Origin of the sequence: Blochmannia endosymbiont of Camponotus sp. C-046, from assembly GCF_023585865.1 — a bacterium.
Taxonomy (GTDB): Bacteria; Pseudomonadota; Gammaproteobacteria; order Enterobacterales; family Enterobacteriaceae; genus Blochmanniella.
Genome location: NZ_CP097752.1, coordinates 746828 through 761776, shown reverse-complemented (window position 1 = coordinate 761776; position 14949 = coordinate 746828). Strand labels below are relative to the sequence as shown.

At 31.7% G+C, this 14949-nt stretch carries 11 protein-coding genes and 1 pseudogene; all 12 read right to left on the bottom strand.

Annotated elements, in window-relative coordinates; translation table 11 throughout:
- Positions 1-23: 23 nt before the first annotated feature.
- On the bottom strand, positions 24-4049 hold the full coding sequence (gene rpoB, locus M9409_RS03205; protein ID WP_250226915.1) for a DNA-directed RNA polymerase subunit beta: 4026 nt from the start codon (positions 4047-4049) through the stop codon (positions 24-26).
- A 274-nt stretch (positions 4050-4323) separates the two neighbouring features.
- Positions 4324-4695, bottom strand: coding sequence for a 50S ribosomal protein L7/L12 (rplL, locus tag M9409_RS03200; protein ID WP_250226914.1), 372 nt, complete (start codon positions 4693-4695; stop codon positions 4324-4326).
- 103 nt (positions 4696-4798) lie between these two features.
- Positions 4799-5290 carry a 50S ribosomal protein L10 gene (rplJ, locus tag M9409_RS03195; RefSeq protein ID WP_250226913.1) on the bottom strand — a complete coding sequence of 164 codons (492 nt, stop codon included), beginning with the start codon at positions 5288-5290 and terminating at the stop codon, positions 4799-4801.
- Between the two features lie 349 nt (positions 5291-5639).
- Entirely contained in the window at positions 5640-6344 is a 705-nt protein-coding gene (rplA, locus tag M9409_RS03190; RefSeq protein ID WP_250226912.1) for a 50S ribosomal protein L1, read from the bottom strand.
- Between the two features lie 5 nt (positions 6345-6349).
- Positions 6350-6781 carry a 50S ribosomal protein L11 gene (gene rplK, locus M9409_RS03185; protein WP_250226911.1) on the bottom strand — a complete coding sequence of 144 codons (432 nt, stop codon included), beginning with the start codon at positions 6779-6781 and terminating at the stop codon, positions 6350-6352.
- 128 nt (positions 6782-6909) lie between these two features.
- Positions 6910-7455 (bottom strand): transcription termination/antitermination protein NusG, encoded by a 546-nt coding sequence (nusG, locus tag M9409_RS03180; RefSeq protein ID WP_250226910.1) that lies wholly within the window; start codon positions 7453-7455, stop codon positions 6910-6912.
- A 1-nt stretch (position 7456) separates the two neighbouring features.
- Positions 7457-7834: a preprotein translocase subunit SecE gene (gene secE / locus M9409_RS03175; RefSeq protein ID WP_250226909.1), complete on the bottom strand. Its 378-nt coding sequence runs from the start codon at positions 7832-7834 to the stop codon at positions 7457-7459.
- Positions 7835-7905: 71 nt separating this feature from the next.
- Positions 7906-9090 carry an elongation factor Tu gene (tuf, locus tag M9409_RS03170; protein WP_250226908.1) on the bottom strand — a complete coding sequence of 395 codons (1185 nt, stop codon included), beginning with the start codon at positions 9088-9090 and terminating at the stop codon, positions 7906-7908.
- Positions 9091-9153: 63 nt separating this feature from the next.
- Positions 9154-11271: an elongation factor G gene (gene fusA, locus M9409_RS03165; protein ID WP_250226907.1), complete on the bottom strand. Its 2118-nt coding sequence runs from the start codon at positions 11269-11271 to the stop codon at positions 9154-9156.
- A gap of 165 nt (positions 11272-11436) precedes the next feature.
- Positions 11437-11907 (bottom strand): 30S ribosomal protein S7, encoded by a 471-nt coding sequence (gene rpsG / locus M9409_RS03160; protein WP_250226906.1) that lies wholly within the window; start codon positions 11905-11907, stop codon positions 11437-11439.
- Between the two features lie 140 nt (positions 11908-12047).
- Positions 12048-12421: pseudogene (rpsL, locus tag M9409_RS03155) on the bottom strand (30S ribosomal protein S12).
- 1839 nt (positions 12422-14260) lie between these two features.
- The gene (locus M9409_RS03150) at positions 14261-14842 is read right to left on the bottom strand and encodes an anthranilate synthase component II (RefSeq protein ID WP_250226905.1); all 582 of its coding nucleotides are present in this window, start codon (positions 14840-14842) and stop codon (positions 14261-14263) included.
- Positions 14843-14949: the final 107 nt, after the last annotated feature.

Here is a 14949-nt window from a genome sequence, read left to right as displayed (position 1 = left end):
TATATAGAGATTATGTTAAAACATTAATCTTCTAGTTCAATATTAATGGCTAAAGAACGAATTTCTTTTAATAAAACATTAAAAGACTCAGGCATTCCAGGTTCCATCGTATGATTGCCATCAACAATATTTTTATACATTTTAGTTCGTCCATTTACATCATCTGATTTTACAGTTAGCATTTCTTGTAAAGTATATGATGCACCATAAGCTTCTAGCGCCCATACTTCCATTTCACCAAAACGTTGACCTCCAAACTGAGCTTTCCCACCTAAGGGTTGTTGAGTTACTAAACTATAAGAACCAGTGGAACGCGCGTGCATTTTATCGTCGACTAAATGATTCAATTTTAACATGTACATATAACCCACAGTAACTTGTCTTTCGAATGCTTCTCCTGTGCACCCATCAAACAATGTAATCTGACCAGAGGCAGGTAATCCAGATAATTTTAAAAGATCCTTAATTTCTTTTTCTGTAGCGCCATCAAATACTGGAGTAGCAATAGGCATTCCTTTTTTTAAATTTTTAGCTAATTTTAATATTTCTACATCTGAAAATGAATTAAGATCAATGTGTTGACGTAAACCTTCTCCTAAATTATATGCTTGTTGCATAAATCTTCTTAATTGATTGGCTTCTTTATGTTGTTGCAACATAAAGTTGATTTTATCTCCAATACCTTTTGCTGCCATACCAAGATGTGTTTCTAAAATTTGACCAATATTCATTCGAGATGGCACTCCAAGAGGATTGAGTACAATGTCTACCGGTATTCCGTGCTGATCGTATGGCATATCTTCGATGGGGTTAATTTTAGAGATTACTCCTTTATTTCCATGTCTTCCTGCCATTTTGTCACCAGGTTGTATTTGGCGTTTTACAGCTAAAAATACTTTAACTATTTTTAAAATACCGGGGGCTAATTCGTCTCCTTGAGTGATTTTACGATGTTGAATTTCTAATTTTTTTTCAAACTCGTGTTTTAAATCAAAATATTGTTTAGCCAATTGCGATAATTGACATTGTTTTTCTACATCTGATAAGACCATATTAAACCAAGTATTGCGATTAGTTTCAAACAATTTCTTTTTATCAATTCCACTGGCTATTAATACATCGTAGACACGATCAAATAAAGCGGATTCAAAGATTTGTAATTCTTCATGTAAATCTTTTTTAATCTGTTTTAACTTATCGGATTCAATTATTAATGAACGTTTATCTTTATTAATACCGTCTCTAGTGAATATTTGTACATCAATTACGGTGCCGCAAACTCCGTTGGGGACACGTAAAGATGAATCTTTTACATCGGATGCTTTTTCACCAAAAATAGCGCGTAATAATTTTTCTTCCGGCGTTAATTGAGTTTCTCCTTTGGGTGTAACTTTTCCGACGAGGATGTCTCCTCCTATGACTTCTGCTCCGATATAGATAATTCCAGATTCATCTAATTTAGATAAAGCTATTTCTCCTATATTTGGAATGTCAGCTGTGATTTCTTCAGGTCCTAATTTAGTATCACGAGATATACAGGTTAACTCTTGAATATGTATACTGGTAAATTTATCTTCTTGTACTACGCGTTCTGAGACCAACATCGAATCTTCGAAATTATACCCATTCCAAGGCATAAATGCAATCCGCATATTTTGACCTAGAGCTAGTTCTCCTAAATCAGTAGACGGACCATCTGCTATAACATCTCCATGTTCTATTGATTCTTCTAAAGCTACACACGGATGTTGATTTATACAGGTATTTTGATTAGATCGAATATATTTTGTTAAGTGATAGATATCAATTCCTGATTCTTCAGTATGTATTTCATTCTTATTAACATGTATTACAATACGTGATGCATCTACATATTTAACGATACCGCCGCGCTTAGCTACCACAGTAACACCGGAATCTATCGCTACTGCGCGTTCCATTCCAGTGCCTATTAATGGTTTTTCGCTACATAAAACAGGAACGGCTTGGCGTTGCATATTTGCACCCATAAGAGCACGGTTAGCATCATCGTGTTCAAGAAAAGGGATTAATGAAGCAGCAACTGAAACTATTTGTTGTGTGGATACATCCATGTAATCAACTTGGTCTTTCTTAAAAAGACCAGATTCACCTTTATTTCTGCAAGTTACCAGATCGTTAATAAATTCTCCTTTTGAATTTAGGTTTGTATTTGCTTGAGCAATAACGAAATCACCTTCTTCAATTGCAGATAAATAATGAATGTCATTACTGACAACACCATTTTGGACTTTTCGGTATGGAGTTTCTAAAAATCCGTATTTATTAGCTCGAGCATATACAGATAATGAATTAATTAAACCTATATTCGGTCCTTCTGGAGTTTCGATTGGACAGACTCGACCATAATGTGTGGGATGGACATCACGGACTTCAAATCCTGCGCGTTCTCTAGTTAAACCTCCTGGCCCTAAAGCAGATATACGACGTTTATGAGTAATTTCTGATAATGGATTATTTTGGTCCATAAATTGCGATAATTGACTAGAAGTAAAAAACTCTCTTACTGCAGCTGAGATTGGTTTAGCATTAATGAGGTCTTGAGGCGTTAACATATCTAAGTCACCTAAAGATAATCGTTCTTTTACTGCACGTTCTACTCTAACTAATCCAATTCTAAATTGATTTTCTGCCATCTCACCTACAGAACGAATGCGTCGATTTCCTAAATGATCGATATCATCTACTTCTCCTTTACCGTTTCTAATATCAATCAATTTTTTTATTACATCAACAATATCATTTTTTTTTAATATCCCTAAATCTTCTATTTGTGCTCGTTGTAATGAACGATTGAATTTCATTCTTCCTACAGACGACAAGTCGTAACGTTCTTCTGAAAAAAATAAGTTTTCAAATAAATGTTCAGCAGCTTCTTTAGTTGGTGGTTCTCCTGGACGCATTACACGGTAAATTTCTACTAATGCATCAACTCTATTTGTAGTTGTGTCAATACGTAAAGTTTCAGAGATATAATTACCATAATCTAGATCGTTGCTGAATAATGTTTCTATGGATTCATATCCTGATTGAATTAGGTTGTGTAATATATCAGTAGATATTTCTGTATTAGCTGTGACAATAGGGGTATTTGTATTTTTATCAAAATAGTCTTTGATAACAACTTTTCCAATTATATAATCTATGGGTACTTCAATTTTTGAAATTTTGTCTTTTTTTAATTGACGGATGTGTTTAGCTGCAACACGACGTCCCTTTTTGACATATGTAACACCATTAACAGTAATATCAAAAGATGCTGTTTCACCACGTAATCTTTCAGGGATCAAATGCATATATAATGTATTATTTTGAATTTCGTATATTACTTTGTTAAAGAATATATTTAAAATTTGATCAGTAGTGTAATTTAAAGCACGTAATATTACTGTTACTGGTAACTTGCGTCGTCGATCAATGCGAACAAATAAATTGTCTTTTAAGTCAAATTCAAAATCTAACCAAGATCCACGATATGGAATAATACGTGCATTATATAATACTTTACCAGATGAATGTGTTTTTCCTTTATCACTATCAAAAAATACACCGGGACTTCTATGTAATTGAGATACAATAACTCGCTCGATACCATTGATGATAAAAGTACCATTGTTAGTCATAAGAGGAACTTCACCCATATATACTTCTTGTTCTTTAGTGTTTTTTATTATGTTATTTAAACCCTCGCGTTCATAGATAATTAAACATATACGCACGCGTAACGGGGCAGAAAAAGTGGCGCCGCGTGTTTGACATTCTTTTACATCAAATGTTGGTTCTCCTAATTGATATTGGATGTATTGTAATTCAGCGTTTCCATTATAGCTTTTAATGGGGAAAACAGATCTAAGAGCCGCTTCTAATCCACATTGTCTTTCTGGATCTTGTTTAATAAACTTTTGAAAAGAATCAATTTGAATAGAAAGCAGGTATGGAATATCTAAAATTTGAGGGCGTTTTCCAAAGTCTTTACGAATACGTTTTTTTTCAGTATAAGAATACACCATACAGTTCCCTCGATAGTTAATATGGGTGATTGTTTTTTAAGAAACAAGCTATCTGTTGCTATATAATAAATAATATAGTGATGAACTTACTATGTCTTACTTTAAGATGTAGACATATAAATCATGTATGTATTTTATTTTCTAAACGAATATATACTTTAGAAGTATCATATTTTATTATTTGTTAAATACTAAATACCATTTCCATATATATGGAAATAAAATCTTATATATAGCCAACAAACACATCAATAATAAATTGTTGGATTTGTTTTCATTTTATTTCGACAGATGCACCTATTGTTTCTAGAGTTTTTTTTAGGGTTTCAGCGTCATCTTTGTTTATTGATTCTTTTAAAATGACAGGCGCAGATTCTACTAATTCTTTAGCTTCTTTTAATCCTAGACCAGTGATACTACGCACAGTTTTAATGACAGGAATTTTGTTACTGCCAATAGCAGTTAAAAACACATTAAATTCGGTTTGCTCTTCTACGATTGTTGCTGAAGAAGTATCAGGTGTAACAGTAGCTAATGAAGTTGCAGATACTCCAAATTTTTCTTCCATCATAGAGGTCAGCCGGACTATATCCATAACAGACATATTGGAAATAGCATCTAAAATTTCTTCTTTTGTAAGAGACATAAAAATTTCCAAAAATATAAAATATTGAAAATATTACATAATTAAAATCATTGTGTATTCAAAATACCTACAATATTTTTTATTAAACAACTTAAATTATCATTTATCTTTTTTGATGAGATAATATATGTAAAATATGTATTAAATTTATTATACCACTTGTTTTTATAATCGTAATGAATCTAATAATAGATTCATTACGATTAGGTAAATTAGACAAGAGATTTATTTGAGACGCAGGAATAAATTTCCCTTCGAAAGCTGCGCCTTTTATTTTAAAATGCTCATATATTTTAGTAAATTTTACAAAAACTTGCGCGGCATCACGAGGTTGATGCACAGAAAATGCAATAATGTTTTGCCCTGTTAGAACTTCTCGCAAACATGTTAAAGACGTATTTTCAATTACTTTTTGCATGAGCGTATTTCGAACAACATGTATGTGCACATTAAGATCACGCGCTTCTTTTCTTAATTTAGTTACTTCATTAACAGCAATACCACTCAAAGATGCCACCACGGCAGATAAAGCTCTTTTTGCTGTTTTATGGATTGTACAGATAATTTCTTCTTTTTTTTTCAGATTTAATGCCATTAATAAACACCGTTCTGTAAATCTATACGTATAGATACATGAATGAGCTAATCATAAATTTATTGCATGTTCATAAAACTAATTCAAACTATGTGTTATTAAATATAAAAATTTTTTAAATTAGTGTTAATCGTCTGTATCTATCGGATAGGTAATAAATGTAATTATATAAATTCAGGATAATTAATAATCGTGAATATGTGTAATACATGTCTCATAATAATAAAAATCCCAAAAAATTATGTTAACATCCATTAACATAACACAACGGTCTCCGCATTTTCAATGAAATTTTAAACTAATTTGCAGATCATGTAAAGAATCTTATTAATAAAACTATCAATATTAATTAGGTTGTAACACAAAGACTGTTTTGATCTATAGATATAGATTTACTCATAGTAGTGGCAATAGTTATTTTTTTAATATATGTTCCTCTATATAGGACTGGTTTAGATTGCTTTAAGGATACTATTAATGCTTCTAAGTTTTCTTTAAGTTGTATGATATCAAAATTAATTCTTCCGATAGTAGAATGAATAATTCCGTTTTTATCATTTTTATAACGTATTTGACCCAGTTTAACATTTTTGACTGATTCTGCTATATCATGAGATACAGTGCCCATTTTAAGGCTAGGCATTAATCCTATTGGTCCTAAAATAGGGCCTAATTTGCTTACTATATTCATGACATCAGGCGATGCAATTACTACATCTGGTCGATATTTTTTATTTTTTATTTGATCATATAAATCTTCTAGTCCAGCTATATCAGCTCCTGCATTTTTAGCTGATACTATATTGTCTCCTTGAGTGAAAACAGCAACATGAATATTGCGACCAATACCATGTGGCAGAATCACATTATTACGTATATTTTGATCAGATTTACGCGCATCAATTCCTAAATTAATAGCGGTATCAACACTTTCAATAAATTTAACTCTTTTCATTTTTTTTAATAATTTTAATCCATCTAACACATTGTATTGTATAGATGTGTCTACGCAATTTTGCATCATACGCATTCTTTTGCTTAATTTATCCGTCATATCAATTAATCTTCCACTTCGAGCCCTATAGAGCGTGCTGTACCTATGATAGAACGCGATATTGATTCTATATCAGCCCCTGTCATATCAACAGCTTTAATTTTTGCAATCTCATAAATTTGAGTGCGCGATATTTTCCCAATATTTATTATATTTGGTTTTTTGGATCCAGATTGAATATTTGCTGCTTTTTTCAATAATATTGAAGCAGGAGGAGTTTTAGTAACAAATGAAAAAGAACGGTCACTGTAAACAGTAATGACAACTGGTATTGGTAATCCTGTTTCAAGTTGTGCGGTATTTTCATTAAATGCTTTACAAAATTCTATGATATTAACGCCTTGTTGTCCTAAAGCAGGTCCAATAGGAGGGCTGGGATTGGCAGCTCCAGCAGAAATTTGCAGTTTAATGTATGATTTTATTTTTTTTGTTGCCATATTTATTGTCCTAGCCAATAATATTTTCGGGTTTTATTTTGATTGATGACATGTTAATTATAACCACGAAACAATGATTATTTTTTCTGTGCAAGTTAAATATATCATTTTTATCTGCTAATTGTATATTAAGATTTTTCAACCTGAGAAAAATCTAATTCTACTGGAGTGGCTCTTCCAAAAATAGAAACTGATACTTTTAGCCGATTTTTTTCATAATCTACTTCTTCTACTACCGCATTAAAATCAGAAAAAGGCCCATCACTGACGCGAATAAGTTCACCAGGTTCAAATAACGTTTTAGGGCGAGGTTTATCACCTATTTGTTGTAATCGATTCATAATATCATCAACTTCCTTATCTCCAATAGGAGCAGGTTTATCACATGTTCCTCCAATAAAACCCATAACACGTGGTACACCTTTTACTAAATGCCAACTAGAATCATTCATGATCATCTGCACCAGTACATAGCCGGGAAAAAATTTACGTTCACTTTTTCTACGTTGTCCAGATCGCATTTCAACTACTTCTTCTGTTGGGACCATAATTTCACCGAACATTGCATCCATATTATGTAGTTTAATATGCTCACGTAAGGAATGAGCTACACGATTCTCAAATCCAGAAAATGATTGAATAACATACCAACGTTTCTTTAAAGTTTCAGTCATATTACAGCCTCAGCCCAAATGATATCACATGAATTAAAATAGTATCTAATCCCCATAGTAATAATGACATAATTATAGTTACTCCTATTACGATTAGAGTAGTGTTGAAGCCATCTTGATAAGTAGGCCATACTACTTTCCGGAATTCAGTACGTGATTCATTTCCAAATATGATTATTAGTTTTCCTATTTTAGTAGTTGACGCAATGTATATAGCAGCAATAATGATAACAAGAATTACTATGCTTCTCGCTACAACACTGTAATTGTGGCATACGTAATTTCCAATAATAGATATCGCAACTAATCCTGCAATGCTAATCCATTTAGTTATTTCTGATGCATACATTTTTTTTTTATTTTCATTCTTTTCATGCATATCAATACGTTACTATATTATTATAATATACGGCTCTATATGACTACAGAATCATATGTATCACTATATAATTAAGATATAATTTTAGATACAATGCCGGCTCCTATAGTGCGACCACCTTCTCGAATAGCAAATCTAAGACCGTCATCCATAGCTATCGGAGCAATCAAATGAATCATCATTCTGATATTATCGCCAGGCATTACCATATCTACCCCTTCTGGTAATTCAATGGTACCAGTAATATCTGTAGTACGAAAGTAAAATTGAGGACGATACCCTTTGAAAAATGGTGTATGTCTTCCTCCTTCATCTTTATTTAAAATATACACTTCTGATTCGAAATGCGAATGCGGCTTGATATATCCAGGTTTAGATAGAACTTGCCCGCGTTCTACTTCATCTCGTTTAGTACCACGCAATAAAACACCAACATTTTCTCCGGCACGCCCTTCGTCTAATAATTTTCTAAACATTTCCACTCCAGTACATGTGGTTTTTATTGTATCTTTTATACCAACAATTTCTATTTCTTCTCCTACTTTGATAATACCGCGTTCAATACGACCAGTTACAACTGTACCCCGACCAGAAATAGAAAATACATCTTCAATGGGGAGCAAAAATGGTTGGTCTATAACACGTTTAGGTTCTGGGATATAATTATCCAATACATCTGATAATTCTAAAATTTTATTAGACCATATTTCGTCATTTTCTAATGCTTTTAAAGCAGATCCTCGAATAATTGGTGTTTTGTCTCCTGGAAAATCGTATTGAGATAGTAATTCTCGCATTTCCATTTCTACTAATTCTAATAATTCTTCATCATTTACCATGTCGCATTTATTCATGAACACAATAATGTGAGGTACTCCTACCTGCCTAGCTAATAAAATATGCTCACGGGTTTGTGGCATGGGTCCATCAGTGGCGGCTACTACTAAAATTGCGCCATCCATTTGCGCAGCTCCAGTTATCATATTTTTGATATAATCAGCATGCCCGGGGCAGTCAACGTGCGCATAATGTCGATATGCCGTATCATATTCAACATGAGAAGTATTTATGGTAATTCCTCGTGCTTTTTCTTCTGGAGCATTATCAATTTGATCAAAAGCACGTGCATAACCACCATATTTTTTAGATAGAACAGTGGTTATAGCGGCAGTTAGAGTAGTTTTTCCGTGATCTACATGGCCAATAGTGCCTACATTAATATGTGGCTTTACGCGTTTAAATTTTTCTTTGGACACCTCTAAACTCCTTAGGTCTATTTTTATAATTTTTCAAAAATCATTGAACCTAAATATTATTTATTATTGTTTAATTTGACGAGAACTTATGATAATTTGCGCTATGCTGTTAGGTACTTCGTTATATTTTAAAAACTCCATGGAATAAGAAGCACGCCCTTGAGTTTGTGAACGTAAACTGGTAGCATAGCCGAACATTTCAGATAAAGGAATTTGAGCGCAAATTATCTTGCCACTGATTGTAGAATTCTCTAAACCGCTGATCATTCCTCTTCGGCGATTTAAGTCTGCAATAACATCTCCCATGTAATCTTCAGGTGTTTCAATTTCTACATTCATAATAGGTTCTAATAATACGGGATGAGCTTTCATGAATCCTTCTTTAAATGCTATAGATCCTGCTATTTTAAATGCTATTTCTGAAGAATCAACCTCGTGATAAGAACCGTCAAAAATAGCTACACAAACATCTACAATTGGGTATCCAGCGAGAATACCGTTATTTATTTGTTCCTGTATACCTTTATCTACAGCAGGTATGTATTCTTTAGGTACGACTCCTCCTACAATTTCATTTAAAAATTTATAATTTTCTTCTTCATGTGAATGCATAGGTTCAATGCGTAACCAAACATGTCCGAATTGACCTCGACCTCCTGATTGACGAATAAATTTACCTTCTTGTTTTACACTAGTTCGAATGGTTTCTCGATAAGCAACTTGAGGTTTACCTACATTAGCTTCAACATTAAACTCTCTTTTCATACGTTCTACAAGAATTTCTAAATGCAATTCACCCATTCCAGCGATGATAGTTTGCCCGGAGTCTTTATCGATCCATACACGAAACGATGGATCTTCTTGAGCTAAACGACTTAAAGCTAAACCCATTTTTTCCTGATCTGATTTAGTTTTAGCTTCAACCATCACAGAAATTACGGGTTCTGGAAATTCCATACGTTCAAGTATAATTGGGGAAGATGGATCACACAAAGTATCTCCAGTATCAACATCTTTTAAACCAATAGCTGCAGCAATATCGCCCGAATGAACGGATTTTATTTCTTCTCTTTTATTTGCATGCATTTGCACTATTCGACCGAATCGTTCACGTTTTGATTTTATGGGGTTTAAAACACTATCTCCGGAGCTCACTACGCCTGAATAAACTCGAAAAAAAGTTAAGTTTCCTACAAATGGATCAGTAGCTATTTTAAAAGCTAAGGCCGAAAACGGTTCGCTATCATTGGCATGACGCTGCACTTGAGTAGATCCGTCTTTTAGTACACCTGTGATAGATGTTATATCACTTGGGGATGGTAAGTATTCTACAACAGCATCTAGCATAGCTTGTACCCCCTTGTTTTTAAAAGCGGATCCACATGTTACTAATATGATTTCGTTGCTTAATACTCTTTGACGTAACGCTTGTTTAATTTCTTGTTCTGTCAATTGACCTTTATTAGATAAATATTTATCCATTAATTCTTCAGATGCTTCAACAGCAGATTCTATTAAATGCTTATGCCAAACATCTGATAATTCTATTAAATTATCAGGTATTTCACTATAACTAAAAGTGACGCCTTGATCTGATTCATTCCAGTGAATAGCTTTCATTTTGATCAAATCTATAATGCCAGTAAATTTATCTTCTGAACCTATAGCTAATTGAATAGGAACGGGATTAGCAAATAATCTAGTTTTTAACTGTTCTACAACTCGTAGATAATCTGCGCCTACTCGATCCATTTTGTTTATAAATGCAATACGTGGTACTTTATATTTATTTGCTTGACGCCACACTGTCTCAGATTGAGGTTGTACGCCTCCTACAGCACAATAAATCATTACTACCCCATCAAGTATACGCATAGAACGTTCTACTTCAATGGTGAAATCCACATGTCCAGGAGTATCTATAATATTAATACGGTGCGACTTAAATTGATTAGCCATTCCTGACCAAAAACAGGTAGTAGCTGCAGAAGTAATTGTGATGCCCCGTTCTTGTTCTTGTTCCATCCAATCCATAGTTGCAGAACCAGTATGAACTTCTCCAATTTTATGATTTACGCCTGTATAAAATAAAATTCGTTCAGTAGTAGTAGTTTTTCCAGCATCAATATGTGCGCTTATCCCAATGTTACGGTACCGCACGATCGGTGTTACACGAGTCATTAATATCCTCAATAATATTGTTATAATTTAAAGAAAAATGTTGCTCTATTTTGAAAGATTATTGTTTTATGCAGCGTTTCAATATGTTTGAATAAATAACACTTAACAGTTCAATCATTATTAGAGGTGAAAAAAAATCAGATGATGTTTATTCAGAAAATTTTATTACCAACGATAATGGGCAAAAGCTTTATTAGATTCTGCAACACGATGTATTTCTTCACGTTTTTTAACAGCATGCCCTCTACCCTCTATAGCATCTACAAGTTCACTCGCTAAACGTAATTCCATAGATTTATCATTTCTTTTTCGAGCAGCTTCAATAATCCACCGCATCGCTAGAGTATTTCTACGTACGAGACGCACTTCTACTGGCACTTGATAAGTAGAACCACCAACACGTCTAGATTTTACTTCTACAATTGGGCGCACATTGTTTAGAGCTATCTCGAATGCTTCTAAACGGTCTTTATTAGATTGTGTAAATAGAATATCTAAGGCAGAGTATACTATTGACTCTGCAATAGATTTTTTCCCGTTTAACATCAAAATGTTGATGAACTTTGCCAAAAGATCAGATCCGAATTTTGGATCTGGAAGAATATTGCGTTTTGTAATGATGCGACGACGTGGCATTAATTATAATTCCTATTGGACTAATAAATATCTTTATTTCAACTAAAAATAGTTAATAAAAAATTATTATATTTTAACTAACTGAACCGTTTTTTAATTTAGTTTAAATTAAAAAAATAAAAAAGATTTAATATTTCAAGCTATGATTTTGGTTGTTTTGTTCCGTATTTCGGCGACTTTTCTTACGGGAATTCACTCCTGCACAATCAAGAGCGCCACGAATAACATGATACCGAACACCTGGAAGATCTTTAACTCGCCCCCCTCGAATAAGAATTGTAGCGTGCTCTTGTAGATTATGGCCTTCTCCTCCGATATAGGAAGTTACTTCCAATCCATTAGTTAAACGAACACGACATACTTTTCGTAATGCAGAATTTGGTTTCTTTGGGGTAGTAGTATATACGCGCATGCACACCCCCCTTTTTTGTGGGCAGGCTCCCAACGCTGGTACATTACTTTTAAAAGTTTTTATTGGACGTGCATTACGAACAAGTTGATTGACTGTTGTCATTATTAAAATCTCCATTTTTTCTGATAAAACTATATCTCAAATAAATATATGTATACTTATTTTTATTTGCTGTTATTCCTTCCCCTAACTTCAATAACAGACAACGATGCTGTTGTTATTGAATTGTAGTTCAATAAAAATCATAGCAAAGAAGTGGTATGATTATCCACTAAGTTTGATGCAGAAAACACACACTGCATAAACAAAAACGATTTTAATATATCTATCTTTTTAAATAACTCTTAATAAATAAGTATTTTAATAAAATTTTCACTATTTAGGCAAATGAAAAGACGACTATTTAACAAGTATAACATCATTGACCATACCGTATGATATTTTGTAACAAAGTAGTGTTATAAATAACAATATTGTATTCTTTTTTAAAGAATGGTTGTGGGCCAGACATAGCATTGTGTCTTTACCTTGCTTGTTTAGTTATATCGTAGTAATAACATATCCGGTAATTAATCACATTTTTCAAAAATTTATATGATAGTAAAAACTTATAATAGTTTAATTTTTCAACAATTTATGGAAATGTAAATAATTTTGACAATATATATTAATGTATAAAATTCGTCAGATTTTAGGCATAAACCATCCTCAACATTTCCTAAACTCCTTTTATAAGGTTAACAGATAATACCAGTAAGAGCAAGAGAAATAATAGAAATGAATAAAATGAATTTAACAAAAAATGATTTCATAGTTTATACCTATTATAAGATAATTTTATGTTTTATATAATTACGATTACTGTATGATTTTATTAATTTTTGAGTATATACATTTAAATATACATATCTAAATATACAAATTTAAATATCTGAATAATATTCATTTTATGAATATATAATGTGGCATAATGCATTTTGCATCAATGATTTAACAGATTTATATTTTTTAAAAATTTTTTAGTTTATGATGAAGATGCACGAGACATTTCAATATTTTGAAATTTAATCATTTAAATATAATGATATATTTATTGTAGGTGAATACAATTTAAATATTTTATAATATTAGAACTGAAATATTGTAAATATATATATTGACAGATTATGAATTGAAAGTATTTCCTATGTGTATTAGGAAATGATAAAAAAATTTTTTAATTTTAATTATTTATATTTTGTGATTTTTAGTGTTAACATCGCAACTGTTTTGATAATCAGTTGTAATTACGTATTAAAATGGTACAATTATGTAATTAAAATTAAAAAATTTTTTTTATTATTTAACTCAGATGAGTTATAGTATTTTTAATTTGGAGTATCATTGTATAATTTATAATCAATATAATTGTTTATAAATTGAATTATAAGTTATTTATGGCATATTTTGTGTCTAAAGATTAATATGACTATAATCGTCAACATATTTTAAAAATATATTGTTTGTATGAATTTTTGTATTCAGATCATAAAATGAAAAATTATGTATTGTACATTATATTAAAATTACTGTTATCTATGCATATATTAGATGCAATCGCTTGATTTATATTTTTCATTAGTGAATGACATGGCATAACTAATTTTTAAATTTTAATAAATAAACTAATTATAAAATGTATATGCAGTGTATGATTGAATTCAATTTTAAATGAAGGACAATTTTTAAGTATTTCGTTAAATAAGTTACACTGAAGATTAGTATTGAAGTCATACATTCATCTTATTTTAAAAATAAGATGAATGTATGAAGATAAACATTTATTTTTATTTATCAAATATACTAAATATGTTTTTGGAGTGTAGCATCATGATTTATAATTACTGCAAATAACAACAATCACATTTAAGTTTTTAACAAATTTGAAAAAATATTATGAAGTTAATACTTCATGAAATTGTTTAATATCTGATATCCTTGTTCACTTAAGATACTTTCTGGGTGAAATTGCACACCTTCCACGAATAGATTACAATGGCGAATACCCATGATTTCGATACATTTATCATCAACTTTGTTCCATGCAGTTATTTCTAAACATGATGGCATAGTGTTTGGATCTATTACTAGGGAGTGATATCGAACTACATTTAAAGGTTGTGTTACCTCATTAAATATTCCGTTCCCATTATGATGAATTAAAGAAATTTTACCGTGCATTACTTTTTGTGCATATTTTAATTTAGCTCCGAAAAACTGAGCTATAGCTTGATGTCCAAGACATACCCCAAGGATGGGTATTTTTTTATGAAAATAATAAATTGCATCTAAGGAAACACCCGCGTTGTCTGGCGTACCAGGTCCAGGAGAAATTACCAAACGTTCGGGAGATAATTGATCGATATCTGTAGTATTTAAAGAATCGTTTCTTCTAACTTCCACGATACCGCCCATTTCTCTAAAGTATTGATAAAGATTCCAAGTGAAAGAATCATAATTATCAATGATAAGGATCTTATTCATTATAGTTCTATAATTAGATGTAATAATAGGTTTAATTATGTCATGGTCATGTAGTTAAAAGTTTCAGATCATGGTCTTACAGATTAAGTTAATCATTAAGTAAACAA

Bases quoted from the DNA above. Each gene is read 5' to 3' on its own strand.
- rpoB (WP_250226915.1), bottom strand. From the start codon at position 4,049: ATGGTGTATTCTTATACTGAAAAAAAACGTATTCGTAAAGACTTTGGA.
- rplL (WP_250226914.1), bottom strand. From the start codon at position 4,695: ATGTCTCTTACAAAAGAAGAAATTTTAGATGCTATTTCCAATATGTCT.
- rplJ (WP_250226913.1), bottom strand. From the start codon at position 5,290: ATGGCATTAAATCTGAAAAAAAAAGAAGAAATTATCTGTACAATCCAT.
- rplA (WP_250226912.1), bottom strand. From the start codon at position 6,344: ATGACGGATAAATTAAGCAAAAGAATGCGTATGATGCAAAATTGCGTA.
- rplK (WP_250226911.1), bottom strand. From the start codon at position 6,781: ATGGCAACAAAAAAAATAAAATCATACATTAAACTGCAAATTTCTGCT.
- nusG (WP_250226910.1), bottom strand. From the start codon at position 7,455: ATGACTGAAACTTTAAAGAAACGTTGGTATGTTATTCAATCATTTTCT.
- secE (WP_250226909.1), bottom strand. From the start codon at position 7,834: ATGCATGAAAAGAATGAAAATAAAAAAAAAATGTATGCATCAGAAATA.
- fusA (WP_250226907.1), bottom strand. From the start codon at position 11,271: ATGACTCGTGTAACACCGATCGTGCGGTACCGTAACATTGGGATAAGC.
- rpsG (WP_250226906.1), bottom strand. From the start codon at position 11,907: ATGCCACGTCGTCGCATCATTACAAAACGCAATATTCTTCCAGATCCA.
- M9409_RS03150 (WP_250226905.1), bottom strand. From the start codon at position 14,842: ATGAATAAGATCCTTATCATTGATAATTATGATTCTTTCACTTGGAAT.